Origin of the sequence: Sphingomonas phyllosphaerae (genome assembly GCF_029623345.1) — a bacterium.
Taxonomy (GTDB): Bacteria; Pseudomonadota; Alphaproteobacteria; order Sphingomonadales; family Sphingomonadaceae; genus Sphingomonas; species Sphingomonas phyllosphaerae_C.
This window is the reverse complement of record NZ_JAPYKH010000002.1, coordinates 80873-96635: the sequence shown is the minus strand read 5'-3', so window position 1 is coordinate 96635 and position 15763 is coordinate 80873. Positions and strand designations below refer to the sequence as shown.

At 64.5% G+C, this 15763-nt stretch carries 11 protein-coding genes; 8 read left to right on the top strand and 3 right to left on the bottom strand.

All coding sequences use genetic code 11. The features are described 5' to 3' along the window. Positions 1–17 precede the first annotated feature (17 nt). Positions 18–1382, bottom strand: coding sequence for a sensor histidine kinase (locus QBJ89_RS02370; protein WP_277978946.1), 1365 nt, complete (start codon positions 1380–1382; stop codon positions 18–20). A gap of 19 nt (positions 1383–1401) precedes the next feature. Further along, entirely contained in the window at positions 1402–2076 is a 675-nt protein-coding gene (locus QBJ89_RS02365; RefSeq protein ID WP_277978945.1) for a winged helix-turn-helix domain-containing protein, read from the bottom strand. A 140-nt stretch (positions 2077–2216) separates the two neighbouring features. Between QBJ89_RS02365 and QBJ89_RS02360 the strand changes: the two genes are divergently transcribed. The 8 genes from QBJ89_RS02360 to QBJ89_RS02325 all read left to right on the top strand — a co-directional run bounded on the left by QBJ89_RS02360 (position 2217) and on the right by QBJ89_RS02325 (position 14004). Then, positions 2217–2885 carry a hypothetical protein gene (locus QBJ89_RS02360; RefSeq protein WP_277978944.1) on the top strand — a complete coding sequence of 223 codons (669 nt, stop codon included), beginning with the start codon at positions 2217–2219 and terminating at the stop codon, positions 2883–2885. Between the two features lie 222 nt (positions 2886–3107). Further along, positions 3108–3731: a hypothetical protein gene (locus tag QBJ89_RS02355; protein WP_277978943.1), complete on the top strand. Its 624-nt coding sequence runs from the start codon at positions 3108–3110 to the stop codon at positions 3729–3731. A gap of 194 nt (positions 3732–3925) precedes the next feature. Next, positions 3926–4240 carry a PepSY domain-containing protein gene (locus tag QBJ89_RS02350; RefSeq protein ID WP_277978942.1) on the top strand — a complete coding sequence of 105 codons (315 nt, stop codon included), beginning with the start codon at positions 3926–3928 and terminating at the stop codon, positions 4238–4240. A gap of 59 nt (positions 4241–4299) precedes the next feature. Then, complete coding sequence (locus QBJ89_RS02345) at positions 4300–5652, top strand: TolC family protein (RefSeq protein WP_277978941.1); 1353 nt, start codon at positions 4300–4302, stop codon at positions 5650–5652. An 11-nt stretch (positions 5653–5663) separates the two neighbouring features. Further along, positions 5664–6692 carry an efflux RND transporter periplasmic adaptor subunit gene (locus QBJ89_RS02340; protein WP_277978940.1) on the top strand — a complete coding sequence of 343 codons (1029 nt, stop codon included), beginning with the start codon at positions 5664–5666 and terminating at the stop codon, positions 6690–6692. Then, positions 6692–9766, top strand: a complete 3075-nt coding sequence (locus tag QBJ89_RS02335) for an efflux RND transporter permease subunit (RefSeq protein ID WP_277978939.1) — start codon at positions 6692–6694, stop codon at positions 9764–9766. Before QBJ89_RS02340 ends, QBJ89_RS02335 begins: the two co-directional genes overlap by 1 nt. Positions 9767–9964: 198 nt before the next feature. Continuing rightward, on the top strand, positions 9965–10981 hold the full coding sequence (locus QBJ89_RS02330; protein ID WP_277978938.1) for a YncE family protein: 1017 nt from the start codon (positions 9965–9967) through the stop codon (positions 10979–10981). Between the two features lie 443 nt (positions 10982–11424). Then, positions 11425–14004, top strand: a complete 2580-nt coding sequence (locus tag QBJ89_RS02325; RefSeq protein WP_277978937.1) for a TonB-dependent receptor — start codon at positions 11425–11427, stop codon at positions 14002–14004. A 747-nt stretch (positions 14005–14751) separates the two neighbouring features. Here QBJ89_RS02325 and QBJ89_RS02320 read toward each other — a convergent pair. Then, entirely contained in the window at positions 14752–15468 is a 717-nt protein-coding gene (locus QBJ89_RS02320) for an IS6 family transposase (protein WP_277978936.1), read from the bottom strand. Positions 15469–15763: the final 295 nt, after the last annotated feature.

Here is a 15763-nt window from a genome sequence, read left to right as displayed (position 1 = left end):
GCAAGCGGCGCTCGGTCTCAGGTGGGCGACACCGCTCTCTGCCGGTGCGCCGGGAAGCTGATCCGCACACACAAGCCGACTTCCGTGTCGGGAATGACGTGACTGGCGTCATGGAGCCCCGCGATTGCAGCGACCAGCGACAGCCCCAGACCGGCACCCGCCGTAGAGCGGCTGGCGTCGAGGCGATGGAAGCGACCGAATACCTTTGCCCGCTCGCTCGCGGGTATGCCGGGGCCAGTGTCGCTCACATCGACCGTGACGATGTCGCCCACCACGATCAGGCGCGTCGCGATCCTCGTTCCTTGCGGCGTGTGGACGATCGCGTTCTCGATAAGATTGGTGAAGAGCTGCGCCAACAGCTCAGCTTCTCCGAGGATCGTCACGCCCGCAGCGTGATCCGCCGTCAAGACCTGACCGGCATCCTCGGCGACTGGTAGATAGGCTTGATGGACACGATCGAGTATCTCGGAGAGGTCGACCATACGGAACCGTTGGCGGCCCACGCCGCCTTCGACCGTGCCTATCCGGAGCAGCGCTTCAAAGGTCGACAGCATGCCGGCAGTCTGCGCCAACGCGTCCTCGATCGCCGTGGGATGACAGGCGCCGTCGAACTGTATGCGCTCGAGATGCTGGTGCAACCGTGTCAGCGGAGAGCGAAGGTCATGCGCGATGTCGGTCGATACTTGGCGCAGCGCCTCCATAGCGGCGGCGATGCGATCCAGCATATAATTGAGATTACGGGCCAGTTCGTCGAACTCCTCGCCGAAGCCGATCATCGGCAGTCGCTCGGTCCGTTCGCCCGCAACGATCCGATCGATCGCGCGATTCACTTCCTGAAGACGACGAAGAAAGGCGCGTCCGACCACGTATCCGCCGACCAGAGCGAAAGCGGCGATGGCCAGCCCACTCCACAAGGTGAAGAGGTCAAGGCGGCCGCGAAGGTCCTGAACATCGAAACTATCGGTCGCGACCACCATCGTCAGGTTCTGGTTCAAGCGAGTCGTCAGCGTGGCGAGCCGTTCGTACGCCTTCACGCCGGCATGGTCTTCCAAGACCCGAACGTTTCCGGCACCGGGGCTGAGCTCGCCCGCGCTCGCCGGCAGGTCACCCGCGAGGCGCTCGCCTGCCGCGCCGAGAAGCAGATAGCGGTACGGCGGATCCCGATCATTGCCGCGGTGACGGGCGAGCGCGGCGGTAAGGCCGGACAATCCCAGCTCGCGGTACTCGCCCACGAGTACCGACGTCTCACTGCGAAGCATCCCCGTGGTCGCCTCGCTCGCATAACGGCCGACTTGACGCTCGACCGCGAACAACAGTCCGGCGGCGCCGATCGCGACAAGTGCCGCGAGCATGAGACCGAAGCGGAACGCCGCGCTGTGCAACGCGGCGGGTAGACGCGTCCTAATGCCCACCAAGCCTATAACCCGCCCCGCGTACCGTCTGGATCAGCTCACGGCCGAAGCCCCGGTCCACCTTGGCGCGAAGACGGCTCATGTGACTTTCGATGATGTTGGTCTTCGGATCAAAGTGGAAGGACCATACGTTCTCGAGCAACATCGTCCGCGTGACCACCTCTCCGGCGTGCAGCATGAGGTAATCGAGAATTCTGATCTCCTGCGGCTGCAGGTCGATCCGTCGGCCCGCGCGCGTCACGATGCGACGCATCCGATCGAGCACGAGATCATCTACCGTAATCTCGGTCGCGACTCCGGTGATCGGCGGGCGCCTCCCCAGCGCGTTGATCCGGGCGAGCAGCTCACTGGCAGCGAACGGCTTAGCCAGATAGTCGTCGCCGCCGGCCTCGAGTCCCTCAACGCGGTCTTCCACGCCGTTCATGGCGGTCAGGAACAGTGCGGGTGTCCGAATACCTGCGGCCCGCAGCGCCTTGAGCGCCTCGAGACCGGCGAGGCCAGGTACCATCCGATCGAGGATCAGCACGCCATAGTCGCTATCGGAGGCGAGAAAGAGAGCGTCCTGCCCCTTCTCACATGTGTCGACGACGTGCCCGGCTTCGACCAGCACCCGCTCGAGGTGCTCCCGCATCGCACGATCGTCTTCCAGCAGCAGAAGCTTCATGCGTGAACCATCGCGTACGGGTGAGTCGATGACAAGTTGGCAATTATCAATCTCGCTCTCACCCCCCGCCAACATCACGGCGCTACACCTAGATCGACGCTGGATCGATCGCACCGGAGCCTGGCGAGAATGAGGGCGAGATGATCGAGGCGAGGATGTGGCGGCCCGGCGCTCATGTCGGGGTCGGATTAGCCAGCCGGATGCCTGCCGGCATTCTCATATTATGCTGGGCGATCGTCTCCCGCGCCCAGACGTTCTCCAATCCGGTCGTAGGCTTTGATGAGCAGTTCTACCTGCTTGTCGGCGACCGTTTCCTGCATGGCATGCTGCCTTACGTCGACATCTTCGACCGTAAGCCCATTGGCCTCTTCCTGATTTACGCGGCAGCGCGCGCCCTCGGCGGAGACGGCTTTCTTGGATATAAGTTGGTCGCGCTGACCTTCGTCACGGCGACGGGTTTTCTCCTGCATCACATCGCCAAACACTACGTCGGAAGATCTGCTGCACTGATGGCGGCTTTGTTTTACATCAGCTGGCTGAATTTCATGGAGGGCGAGGGCGGACAGTCGCCCGTTTTCTACAATCTTTTGATGGTAGGTGCTGCCAGCTTGGTGCTGCGAGCGTCGCGCCAGCGCGACCCGCTACGCTGCGGGGCTGGCGCCATGCCCTGGTCGGCCTCGCGCTGCAAATCAAGTATAGTACCATGTTCGAAGGGGTGTTCTTCGGCTGCTGGCTGGTTTTTCTCGCGCTACGATTCCAGCGCAGCGTACTCTCCATTTTTCTATACACCCTTATCTGGCCTATTTTAGCGTTGTTGCCGACGATCGTCGCGTTCCTCTATCACGCGTGGATCGGACAGGCCGCTAGATTTCTTTTCGCAAATTTTCAGTCTGCCTTCTCGCAGGGGCGAGGCGATACGGAGCTGCAAGCGCAAGGATTCATACTGATCATCGCCATACTAGCCCCTCCCCTTCTACTTACGGCGTTCGGTTTGCGCCGCTTTTTTTTTGCGAAAACGCGATCTTGCTTTCATGATCTTTAGCGCTTTATGGCTTGCCGCATCTTTCGCAGGCGTTATTCTGTACTGGCGTTTTGCGAGCCCGCATTATGCGATGCCTCTTTTGCTACCCTTATCACTCTTGTTCGCACGCAGCGTGGATACCAGCATCGCGCAACACCGCTGGGCAGTGGCGCTGCTCGTGACTGGCGCAGCTGGAGGGCAAGCGGTCTTGGCAATCAGCGCCGCGCACAAGGGAGGAGCGGCTGAGGTGGCCCGGGTCGCGGCGGCCGCACGTGTCGAGCACGGCGGCTGCATCTACGTATATGACAGCTATCCCGCCCTTTACATGTTGACTGGCTCGTGTCTGCCGACTCGATGGGCGTTTCCCGGGCATCTCGCGACCAACGACGAGAACTCGGCTTCGCTCGGCGTTGATCCGGTGCTCGAGGTGGCGCGTATCATGCGTTCCGGGCCCGAGGCCATCGTCGACAATCTGCCGCACTTCCGCGGCGGCAATCCTCTCACGCGTGCCGTCTTGGAGCGGGAGCTCGCGTCCGGCTACGCGCTCGTGGCCTGCATCAGGACGGGACCGGACCGCTTTCGCCTCGTGTACCGACGCCGATCCACGATGCGGTCGCCGCCGACTTGTCACTGACCTTACGCCCTCGATCCTCATCGTCGCGCGCGGCTGACGCGTCACCGCCTTGATCACGGCCGGTGCGGATGGTCGCGACCACGAACCCCGCTCGTCACGCCGCCGATTGGCGATAATCAATCTTCACCTCACCGCCCGGCAACAAGCCACCGTCTACCGCCTGTCGAGGCGCACTCAGCTTTGCGAGGTGAACGATGCGGAAGACACAAGCGACCATCGGAGTGACACTCCTGGCGAGCCTCTGCAGCCCTGGAGCGGCAGCGCCGCTCACCAAGAAGGAAGCTCGTCTCGCGACGGAGGCCAAGTTCCCGATCGCCGCGGCGCGACGCCTGGCATTGAGGGTTCGTCCTGGCCGGATCACTGACGAGGAGCTGGAGAGAGAGAAGGGCGGCAGCGGGCTTCGCTACTCGTTCGACATATCCAGCCGAGGCAAGACCTACGAGGCCGGCGTGGACGCGCGCAGCGGCGCGGTCCTCGAGAACGCGGTCGAGGGCAAGAAGCCAGATTAATCATCAGCGACGGGCTGGCACGGCGGAAGCCGACGCCGGCGAGGAGGCTTCGCAGACGAATGTTGCGGAAGACGACGAGGCGGATCCCCCCGCTCCTGGTTGCGGCGCTGCTGGCGGGGTGCGCCCATTACACCCCGCTCCCTCTCGCGCGAGAAGCGACCCTCGCGCCCACGGTCGCCGCCCTTGATGGCGCGGATGCTGCGACAGCGATCGGGAGCCGTCTCAGCATCAGCGATGTCGTGACTCTCGCGCTCGCGAACAACCCGGATCTGCGCGCGGCCCGTCTGAGGCGCGGGATCGCGGAAGGCCAGGCGACCCAGGCTGCGATCCTCGCCAACCCGTCGCTGTCCGGCGCCTTCCTGCCGCTACTCTCGGGGGCAGGCACGGTTCCCGCTTGGAACCTCGGGTTGGCACAGGACATCAAGAGCCTGATCACCTATCGGGCGCGTCGTCGCGCCGCCGCGGCAAGCAGCAGGCAGGTCGCGGCCGACCTCGTCTGGCAGGAATGGCAGGTCGCGGGCCAGGCGCGCCAGATTGCCACCGACATCATGATCACCGAGCGAAATCGCCCGATTTATGTAGCCGCCTACGAACTCCTGGCCCGCCGCAACGACAAGCTCGAGCGCGCGCTCGCGGTCCGTACGGTGACGCTGATCACCGTAGCGCCGGACCGGGTCGCCCTCCAGGCTGCCCGCACGTCGCTCGATGCACTTGACCAGACATTGCTGGCGCAGCGTCACCAGCTGAACGCGCTGCTGAACCTCACGCCGGATGCCGTCGTTCCGCTCGCTCTCGCGCCCGACCTTCCGGCGTTCGATCCGATCGCCATTCGCGCCGGACTGTCGACGCTGCCCGCTCGGCGGCCCGATCTTCTCGCGCTTCGCCTCGGTTATGCCGCTGCGGACGAGCAGCTGCGGGTCGCGATCCTGTCGCAATTTCCTGATCTGATCCTTGGCGGCTCCGCTTCGAGCGACAATGCCCGCGTCATCAACGGCGGTCCAACCGCGCAGATCGGTCTTCCCGTCTTCGATCGCAACCAGGGCAATATCGCCGTCGCTCGCGCGACCCGTGCACAGCTCCATGCCGATTACGCGGCTCGTATCGCGGGCACGACCGGCACTGTCGGCGCGCTGCTGAGGGAATATGAGCAGCTCGCAGCACAGCTGGCGGTTGCCCGGCGGGATCTGCCCGCCGCGCGTATCGCTGCCGCGCGCGCTCAAGCCGCGTTTGGCGCCGCCAACATCGACGAGCGAGGCTATGTCGACCTCGTCTCCAATCGCTTCGCCAAGGAAGAGGAGATCATGACCTTGGAGCTCGCGCTGTTCGATCGTCAGATCGCCCTCCAGACGCTGGTGGGAGATGGATTGCCGACGATTGACCTTCCCGCCGAACAAGCGGGGACGATCCGGTGATACCTACCCGTATGAGAATCTCCGTCACCCTGCTCCTGCTGCCGGTCGCAGCGTGCGGTGATACGTCCAGCACGCCGGGAGCGAGCGCGACGCCGAGTCCCAGCGTCCTCGTCACTACCGTCGCACCTCGCCAAGGTGCGTTGCCCGCTATCGTCACGGCTTATGGCTCGGTGGCACCTTCCGAGATCGGGATGCGCACCTTCAACGAGGCGCAACCCGGGCAGGTCGCCCGCCTGTTTGTCGCTCCAGGCAGCGTGGTCAGGTCCGGGCAGTCGCTGGCGATCTTCGTCACCGCTCCGTCCTCGCGCAGCACCTATGAGCAAGCGGTGAGTGCCTTGGCGGCTGCCCGGAAGACGCGCGCCAGCACAGCTCAGCTGCTCGCCCAGCAGCTCGCAACGACCGACCAGCTCGTGCAGGCCGACAAGACCGTTTCGGATGCGCAAACTGCACTTGCCGCGTTGCGCGCGGACGGCGCGGGTGCCGCGAGCCGCATGGTCGTCGCGCCGTTCGATGGCGTGGTCACCGCGGTAGCCGTCGCGCAGGGTGACCGAACTGCAGCGGGCGCCACAATCCTGACCGTCGCACGATCGAGCGGGATCGTTGTCAGCGTGGGAGTGGATCCCTCGCGACGCGGCGCGCTGGCCGTGGGTCAGTCGGCGTCGTTGAGGCGCCTCTCCGGAGGCGGCACGCTCGACGGCAAGGTGGTGCGCGTGGACGGCGCGCTGAATGCCCTGACCAAGATGGTCGACGTCGATCTCTCCTTCCCGACAGGGGCACTGCTCCCGGGCGAGCCGATGCAAGTCGACATCCGTACCGGCAAGATCGTCGGATGGGTTGTCCCCCACGCGGCGGTCGTCACCGCGGGGGGCAACCCGCGCGTGTTTCAGGTCGAGAGCGGCAAAGCGAAGGCTGTCCCAGTCGCGGTGCGGCTGACGTCCGACGCGGGCGACGTCGTTGAGGGAGCGCTTTCCGCTCGACTGCCGCTCATCGTTGCCGGCGCCTATCAGGTCACCGACGGCGACGCTGTCAGGAGCAATTGATGCTCGAGCGCCTCCTCCGCACGCGATCGCGCGCCTTCGTCCTCGTTGGTCTGGCGATGGCGCTGGCGGGCATCGTGGCGGCATTGTCGCTGCCGATCGGTCTATTCCCGCAGGTATCGTTCCCGCGAGTCGTAGTCGATCTTGATTCCGGCAGTCGCCCGGCAGACCAGACCGCGCTGTCCGTGACCCGCCCGGTCGAGGAGGCGATCCGCGCCATCCCCGGCGTGAACAACGTCCGCTCGGAGACGGCGCGCGGCACGGCACAAATCTCCATCGACTTCGGCTGGGGCCGCGACATGATCGCGAGCACCCTGCTCGTCGACACGGCCGTCGGCCGCATCCTTCCGTCGCTACCCGCAGGCACCCAGTACAACGTCCGGCGGATGGACCCGACGGTCTTCCCGATCATCTCCTACGCCCTCGTCTCCGACTCCGCCGATCCCGCCCAGCTGCAGGATTTCGCACGCTATCAGATCACCCCGCTGCTCTCCTCGGTCCCCGGCCTCGCCCGAGTCGGTGTGCAGGGTGGCGACACCGCCGAGGTCGAGGTCCTCGCCGATCCGCAACGGCTGGCGAGCTATGGCGTCGCGATGACCGACCTGGCGGCGGCGATACGCAACGGGAACGTCCTGAGTGCGGTCGGCCAGGTGCAGGACCGCGGACGCTTGTCGCTGGTGATCGCCGACCGGAGCGTTGCCGATGCCGCCCAGCTCGGCGATATCGTGGTGAAGACCGCGCCGACGGGCGTCGTGCGCGTGCGCGACGTCGCGACCGTCCAGAACGGCGCGGCGCCAGTCTGGCAGCGCATCGTCGAGGACGGCCGTCCGGCGGTCTTGTTCAACATCTACGAACAGCCCGACGGCAATGCCGTGCAGATCGCGCGCCAGGTACAGGCGAAGCTTGCAACGCTGCAGCTCCCCCCCGGGGTCAAGCTGGTGAATTGGTATGATCAGAGCGAACTCGTGACCCAATCCGTCGCGAGTGTCCGTGACGCCGTGCTGATCGGCCTAGTGCTCGCCGCCCTCGTGCTGCTTCTCTTTCTGCGCAGTTGGCGGGTCACGTTGGTCGCGGTGATCGTCGTACCCGCCACGCTCACCTCGACGATGCTGGTCCTGAGCGCGCTCGGCATGAGCTTCAACATCATGACCCTAGGGGGAATTGCCGCCGCCGTCGGTCTGCTCATCGACGACGTCATCGTCATGGTCGAGCATATCGCGCGGCGCGCCGGCGAGGCAGATGCGAAGGGCCAAGTGGCGGGAGACGCTGCGGTTATCCCGGCGGCCCGCGAGTTCATGGCGCCGCTCACCGGCTCAAGCCTCGCCACGCTCATCGTGTTCCTGCCGCTCTCGTTCCTGACCGGCGTCACCGGCGCGTTCTCGAAGGCCTTGTCGGTGACCATGGCGGCTGCGCTCGCGATTTCCTGGGCGATGACCGCTTTCGTGGTTCCCGTGCTCGTCCGCGCGCTGGTGGACTTCCGCAAGTGGCGCGATCCCGGCGTCGCGGGCGAGGGTCGGCTCGCGGCGGTCCACGACAGGAGCCTGGACAAATTGTCGGCCCGCCCATGGCTGCTGATCGTCATCCTCGTGCCGCTGCTCGTGATCGGCTATATCGGCTATTCCAAGGTGCCGACGGGCTTCATGCCGAAGGCCGACGAAGGCGGCTTCGTCATGGACTATTATACCTCGCCCGGCACCTCGCTCGACGAGAGCGGGCGACAGATCGGCCAGGTCGACCGATTGCTCCAAGCCGATCCGGAGGTGCTGACGTTCTCGCGGCGCCTCGGCACTGGCCTCGGCGGGGACCTCGGCCAGAGCTACCATGGCGACTATTTCGTCCGGCTGAAGCCCGACCACAGCAAGCCCACCGATGAGGTCGCCGCGGCCATCGCCGACGAGGTCGCGGCCAAGGTGCCTGGGGTTCAGGTCGAAGTGGCGCAGCTCATCGAGGATCTTATCGGCGATCTGACGGCAGTGCCCCAGCCTATCGAGGTGAAGCTATATTCCTCCGATCCGACCGTGCTCGACGCCCAGGCGAAGAAGGTCGCCGCGCTGATCGAGAAGATCGACGGAGTCGTCGAGGTGAAGGACGGCGTGCAGCTCGCGGGCGATGCGCTCGACGTCCGCGTCGACCCGGTGCGCGCCGGCATCGAGGGCGTCGCCCCGGCCGACGTCGAGGCCCAGCTCTCCACCGCGCTCAGCGGGACGATCGCGACGACGCTCGCCCGGCCTGACAAGGCCATCGACGTCCGGGTTCGCCTGCCGCAGGCGATGACGATCAGCCAGGCGGGTCTCGCTGAGCTGCCGATCCGTGCGGCGGACGGGCACATGTTCCCTCTATCTCGCGTGGCGAGCATCCAGGCGCTGGTCGGCCAGCCGCAGATTGCTCGGGAGAATCTGGAGCCGATGGTCGCCGTGACCGGCCGGATACAGGGCCGCGGCATCGGCGCTGCCATCGCCGACGTCACCAAGGCGCTCGACCGGCCCGGTGTTCTCGCGCCTGGCATCCGCTATGAGCTGGGCGGCCTCTACCAGCAGCAACAGATCGCGTTCGCGGGCCTCGTCAAGGTGTTCGGCGCCGCGCTCGTCGCCGAGCTGGTGCTGCTTCTCGTTCTATACCGGCGGTTCTGGCTGCCGATCATCATCATCGGCTGCTCGCTGCTGTCGACGACGGGGGTCTTCACCGCGCTCTGGCTCGCGGGAGTCGACCTCAACATCACCGCGCTGATGGGGATGACGATGATCATCGGCATCGGCACCGAGATGGCGATCTTCTACGTCTCGGAGTTCGAGGAGCTGTGCCGCGTCATGCCGGCCGCGGCGGCCACCCGCGAGGCAAGCCGCAACCGCATCCGGCCGATCACGATGACGACGCTCGCCGCGATCCTCACGCTGATGCCGCTCGCTCTCGCCATCGGGCAGGGCTCTGGCATCCAGCAGCCGCTCGCCATCGCGATCATCGCCGGTCTCCTCATCCAATATCCGCTCGTGCTGCTCGCCATGCCGGTGCTGGTACGGCTCACCTTGTCGCGCACCGACGACGATGATCGAGCCGGGCGCGAGGAAGCAACCTCGTGACGCTCGCTCTCCTCATCGCGGCGGTCTTACTCGCGGCAACGTCTACCATTGCCGGGTCAACGCGGCAGCCGCTGGCAGGCACGATGCCTTGGTCGCGCGCGCGACTCGTCGGCGAGAACGTCGGTCGAAGGCACCCGCGACGCTCCCTTGTTTCACATCCCGTCACGCATCCCCTGGTCGGCTTAGGAGGACACCTTCATGAAAAAGACACTTATTATCGGCGCGCTGCTGATCTGCCATACCGGCGCCTCCGCCGGCGTCCCGCGGCGCTATGACGTCACCGGCTCGATCGCGGGCTCCGATGCGGGCGGGTGGGACTATGCGCGCGTCGATCCGGGTTCTCACCGCCTCTACGTCGCGCGGACAAGCACGGTCAGCGTGTTCGACACCGCAAGCGAGAAAGAAGTCGGTACGATCGGCACGATCGCGCACGGCCATGCGGTGGTACCGCTCCCGGCCGGCCGCCTTCTGGTCACGAGCGGCGACGACGCCTCCGTCCGCTTCCTCTCCACGAAGGACGGCCGGGAAGTCGGCCGGCTCAGAGTAGGAGCGAAGCCGGACGCCGCGATCTTGTCCGATGACGGTCGTACCGCGTTCATCATGAACGCGGACGCTGGGTCCGTCTCGATGATCGACGTTGCATCGACGCGGCAGATCCGGACGATCATCGTCAAGCCAGCGCTCGAATATGCGGCGCTGGCCACTAATGGAACGCTTTTCGTCAACGACGAGGACGCGAACGAGATGGAGGTGGTCGACGTTCGCCGGGGACGGGTCGGGAAGCCCGTCGCCATGCCCGGCTGCGAAGCCCCGAGCGGCCTAGCCTTCGACCGCAAGACCAACCGCCTCATCGCTGCCTGCGCGAACGGGAGGGCTGCAATCGTCGATGCCAAGACGCGCAGCATCGTCGATTATGTCGAGACGGGCAGAGGACCCGATGCCGTGATCCTCGACGCCGCACGTCGCCTGGCGTTTGTGCCCTGTGGCAAAGACGGTGTGCTCGACATCCTGTCGCTGGACGGACCGAAGGTCCGTCGGACCGGCCGGGTCAAGACGGCCGCTGGGGCGAGAACGGGCGCGCTCGACCCCGACACCGGCGCGATCTACCTTCCCACCGCCTCGATGTCGCCCTCGCCCACGCCGAATGGCCGGCCCGTTCCGCAGCCAGGGACGTTCCGGGTGCTGGTCGTGAAACCCTTGGGGGAACGGAGCTGAACGGCGGATGCCGGCAGGAGCGGGTATCGCTCCCGCCGGCTTACGACAACGGCTCCCAACATCGTTCTAACTGACCTCACGCGCTTTGCCGTAGCTTCAAGACGAGAAAACCGCTGAGTTTCCCGATCCACCCCTGCATCGAGCCTGCATTCTGATTAAGAAATAATGGGCAAAAAACATCGAAGCCTGGCGCTACCAGAGGCGACTTGTAGCGATTGTGTAAAATGCGAAGTGGCGCGCCGCGGCGAGCAGTGGCCGCAGCGCTTGTCAGCAGCCGGACCCGTCCACCCATAGGTGACCGGACCTTCGCGGTTCGCGCCGTTGAAGATTGATTTTTGCCAATCATTTGAACCGTCACACAGTGTCAATAACCGTCGTTACAGATCGACGGAGTTACCGCCTTGTCCAAGCACGCACTTCTCGCGGCCACAAGCACAACCCTCATGATCTTCGCCGCGCGCCCTACGGTGGCCCACGCGCAGGTGAATGCGACAGATCGGGCAGTTGTCGGTTCAGCAGACGACACGCCGCAGGATATCATGGTTAGGGCCCGCTCGGCGGAGACCGCACGCGCCGAACAACGCGATGCCGCCAACATCGTGAACGTGCAGTCAGCGGAAACAATCGCGAAATATCCCGACTACAACGCTGCGGAGGCGTTAGGCCGCATCCCTGGCGTCTCACTTTCGATCGACACCGGAGAGGGGCGCTTCGTCAACATTCGCGGGCTCGACGGAAACCTCAACGGGGCAACGTTCGGCGGCGTGGTCCTGCTCAACACGCAGCCGGGCGGCACCTACTTCAACGCAGCCGGACGGGCGGTCGAGTTCGACACGGTGCCGATCGGAGCGGTGGACCGAATATCCGTCATCAAGACCGGGCTGCCCGATCACGACGCCGAGGGCCTGGGCGGCTCGGTCGAGCTCACTCCCCGGAGTGCGATCGGACGCAACCGCCCCTTCCTGGACCTGACGCTTGGCGGCGGCTATCAACTCCTTCGTCGTACCGGGCTTTATCGGGCAGACGTGACACTCGGAGGCGGGTTCGGCGTCAACGCCTCCGGGGACCACCTTTTCCACATGGTAGTCAACCTCTTCCGACACGATGATCGACGCGGAGTCGATGACGTGGAGGCCGCCTACTCGCATCAGCAGCCCACGATTCCCGACAAGGCGTTCACGGCGCTGGAGCTGCGCCGCTACCAGTATTTGCGTCGCCGCTACGGCGCTACGGGTGAGTTGGACGTGACGCCCGACGCCGGACAACGCTTCTTCCTGCGAGGAAGCATCGCCGGATATACGGAGCGGGTCGAGCGCCAGCGGCTCGAGATAGACGGGCTGGACGGCTCGAACGGCAGCGGTGTCGTCTTGATGGCGGCGGGCGATCCGCGCGGGTTTGCGGTAACCGACGCCTCCGCCGTCAGGACGTTGCGCGACGAGGAAGAGGCGCATCGTAACCTGCTTCTGCAGATCGGCGGCGAACACCATGTCGCGCCTTCCGTGCGGCTCGACTGGTTCGCGGCGCTCTCGCGCTCGACCTACCGGAAATATCGTGATCGCAATGCGACCTTCTCCGGGCCGGGCGATGGCGCCAACCCGGCCGCGCCGTTCCCGATCACCTACGACAATACCAGTGATCCGAACGCGCCCGTGTTCACGACCGGCCCGCTAAACCTCGCCGATCCAGCCAATTACGTTCTCGCCGGCGTCACCAATCAGATCGAGTCTGACCGCGACCTCGAGCACAGCTTCGCCGCCAACGTCGCCATCTCGCCCAATCTCGTCGACGGCGACGAGATCAAGGTGGGTGGCAAGCTCCGACTGCGTCGCAAGCTCTCCTACGTCTCAGACCGCGCTCAGACTCCCGCGACGGACGGGACAGTCCCCCTGACGGACTTCTCCCACGGGGGTGACGTCATCTTCTACGGCGGCCGCTACGACATCGGCCCTGCCATCGATCCCGGCACCGTCGCGTCTCGCTTTGGCGGCGAACTCGCTCCGCTCGACCTCGGCGAGGACCAGCTCAGCTTCGACGATCGCGAGGACGTCTCGGCCGGCTATGCCCAATATACGGGCCGTTTCGGGCAGCTTGGCGTCCTCGCCGGCGTCCGCGTCGAGCACACGGTATCAAGATACGGCGGCTACGTCACGCTGACCGACGTCAACGGGGACTCGACACCGCGCTTCAACGAGGTTCGCAAAAGCTACACCAACCTCTTTCCGACGCTGCAGCTTCGCTATGACCTGACGAGCAAGCTCGTCGCGCGGGCAACCTATTCGACGGGAGTAGCGCGACCCGGCTTCCTGCAAACCATCCAGAGCGGCCAAGTCGACGTCGGAAATCAGGCGGTAACGACGGGCAACTCCAACCTTCGGCCCACCTTCGGCAACAACTTTGACCTCTCTCTGGAATATTATCTACCGGAAAACGGCATTATCTCGCTCGGCGTCTTCGACAAGCAGTTTCGGGACTACATCGTCTCGCGCACGTTCCGGGCGCCATACCTTCCCTACAGCTCGACCGCCATCTTCACCTATCAGTCCTTCGAAAACGTCTCAGGTGCCTACGCGCGCGGCGTCGAGGCAAACCTCGTGGATCGGTTTCGCGGCCTCCCCGCTCCACTCGACGCCTTCGGGATCGATGCCAACGCCACCTACGTCGACTCGGGCGTCGCCCTGCGCGACGGCGAGGCGAGCCGAGCATTACCGGGCACGTTCCGCTTCAGCGGCAACGCGACCTTGTTCTACGAGCGCGGCGGCACACAGATCCGCCTGGCGGGCCTCTACGACTCAAAGGCGCTGTTTGGCATCGGCGGAAGCACTGCGACGGACATTTACCAAGACAAGCGTTTCACGCTCGACCTGTATGCGAATCATGACCTTGATCCGCGCGTCGCGATCTACGCTACCGCGCGCAACCTGCTCAATACACCGCTGCGCTTCTACGAGGGTTCCGCTGAGCGGCCGATCCAACGCGAGTTCTACCGCCAGACCTTCGCGGCGGGAGTGAAGATCAAGATATAGGGTTCAGCTCGGTACTGCTATCGGTCCACTCCGAGCACGGCCGATTTAACCATAACTCTGACTAGAACGTCCCACAACAAGCCGCTGTTCTCGTTTCTAACGTCAACGCTCGTCTGACTCGCCCCGTCGACCGTTCTTGTATCCATCAAGATCGCTACGGCTGCCCGAACCGCAGTTCAATGGGCGCGCGTCATGTTTGGGTGTGGCTCACATCTCAACGGGCTCATCGCCAACTTGCGAGGTGATCCGAGGGTAAGCCATGGCGATCGTCCCAGCGCGCGTCTTTGCGATCACAGCAGCAGCGGAACGTGACCTAAGCGTCTTTGGTTACTGACCGCGATCCGATTCGACGAACGGGCCACTTCCATGTGGCGAGAACCCGGAAGCGAGCTCTCCGACGCCCCTGCCCCCTCCCGAGTCAGGCCGCCCGTTTCATATCGTTGTCGAACCGTCTGGCTCAGAGTCTTTGAAATCGAAAACGCGTCACATGATTTGCTCATTGCAACGAATTGGCGCTGCATAGCAGCTAGCAGCGACTCAGGTTGCCCCAACGCGGCGAAATGGCCGTCGGCCGGTATCTGCGTCCAATATACGATATCGTAGGTCTTGCGCGCTTGGGTGCTGTCAGTCTAACGTGAACTCGTCTCTACACGATGCACTTAGGGCTTCGTAGGCGGCGAGTCGGTGCTGTCAGTCTAATGCGGACTCGTCTCCACACGATGCACCTCGCCGCCGGCTCGCGTCGGATCAGCTGGCGAGCGCCTGCCACTCGGCCAGCGCCGCGGAGCGGCGCTGCTTGTAGGTCTGGCGATCGACGAGGTGGCGTTCGTGATTGAAGAGGTTGTGGACGTTGGCGTGGACCGAGGCGAACTTCTGTAGCGTTCGCATCTGCCGGAACCGCAGCATCGCCCGCTCTCGCCGCCTGAACGGCAGGTGCGAGTTCTCCACCCGGTTGTTGGCCCAGCGACCCACCTCCTGCTTCTCGCGGTTGCCGAGTTCGCTCAGCGCCGCACCGTAGGAGCGCAGACCATCAGTGGTGATCGCCTCGGGCGAGCCGTGGCGCTTGAGCGCCTTCTTCATGAAGGCAAGCGCCGCCTTCTTGTCGCGGGTTTTGGTGACGTAGCTCTCGAGGATCTCGCCCTCCTGATCCACCGCTCGCCACAGGTAGACCATCTCGCCGTTCAGCTTCACGTACATCTCGTCCAGGTGCCAGCGCCAATGACGATAGCCGCGCATTCTACTCACCCGCTGGCGCCGTACCTCGCCCGCGAACAGCGGACCGAACCTGTTCCACCACAGCCTCACTGTCTCGTGGCAGAGGTCGATCCCGCGCTCGAACAGCAGGTCCTCCACGTTCCGCAGCGACAGCGGGAAACGCACGTACATCAACACCACCAGCCGGATCACCTCAGGCGCCGAGTTGAAGTAGCGGAACGGGCTGGCTGGCTTGCGTGGGCGAGGCATGCCTCGCCCTACCCCGATCACCTGCGCAGGTGCATTAGCTTTGACAGAGCCATCCGCCGCGATCTGAGTGCGCCCCTAGGATGGACGAGTTGTTGCCTTACAAGCCCGCGCGCACGGATCAACGGGCCACCTTTCAGCAGCCTTGTCGCACTCACTGGCAAGGGAAGTATAAAATTCTATAATAAAGCTATCAACTGCACGATCCGCCCACAACCTTGCAATCTGAGCACGAGATCGGAAATAATGAGGAGCAAATTCCTGTGACAAATAGCTTCTCTAGGTCTGTTGATAGCGG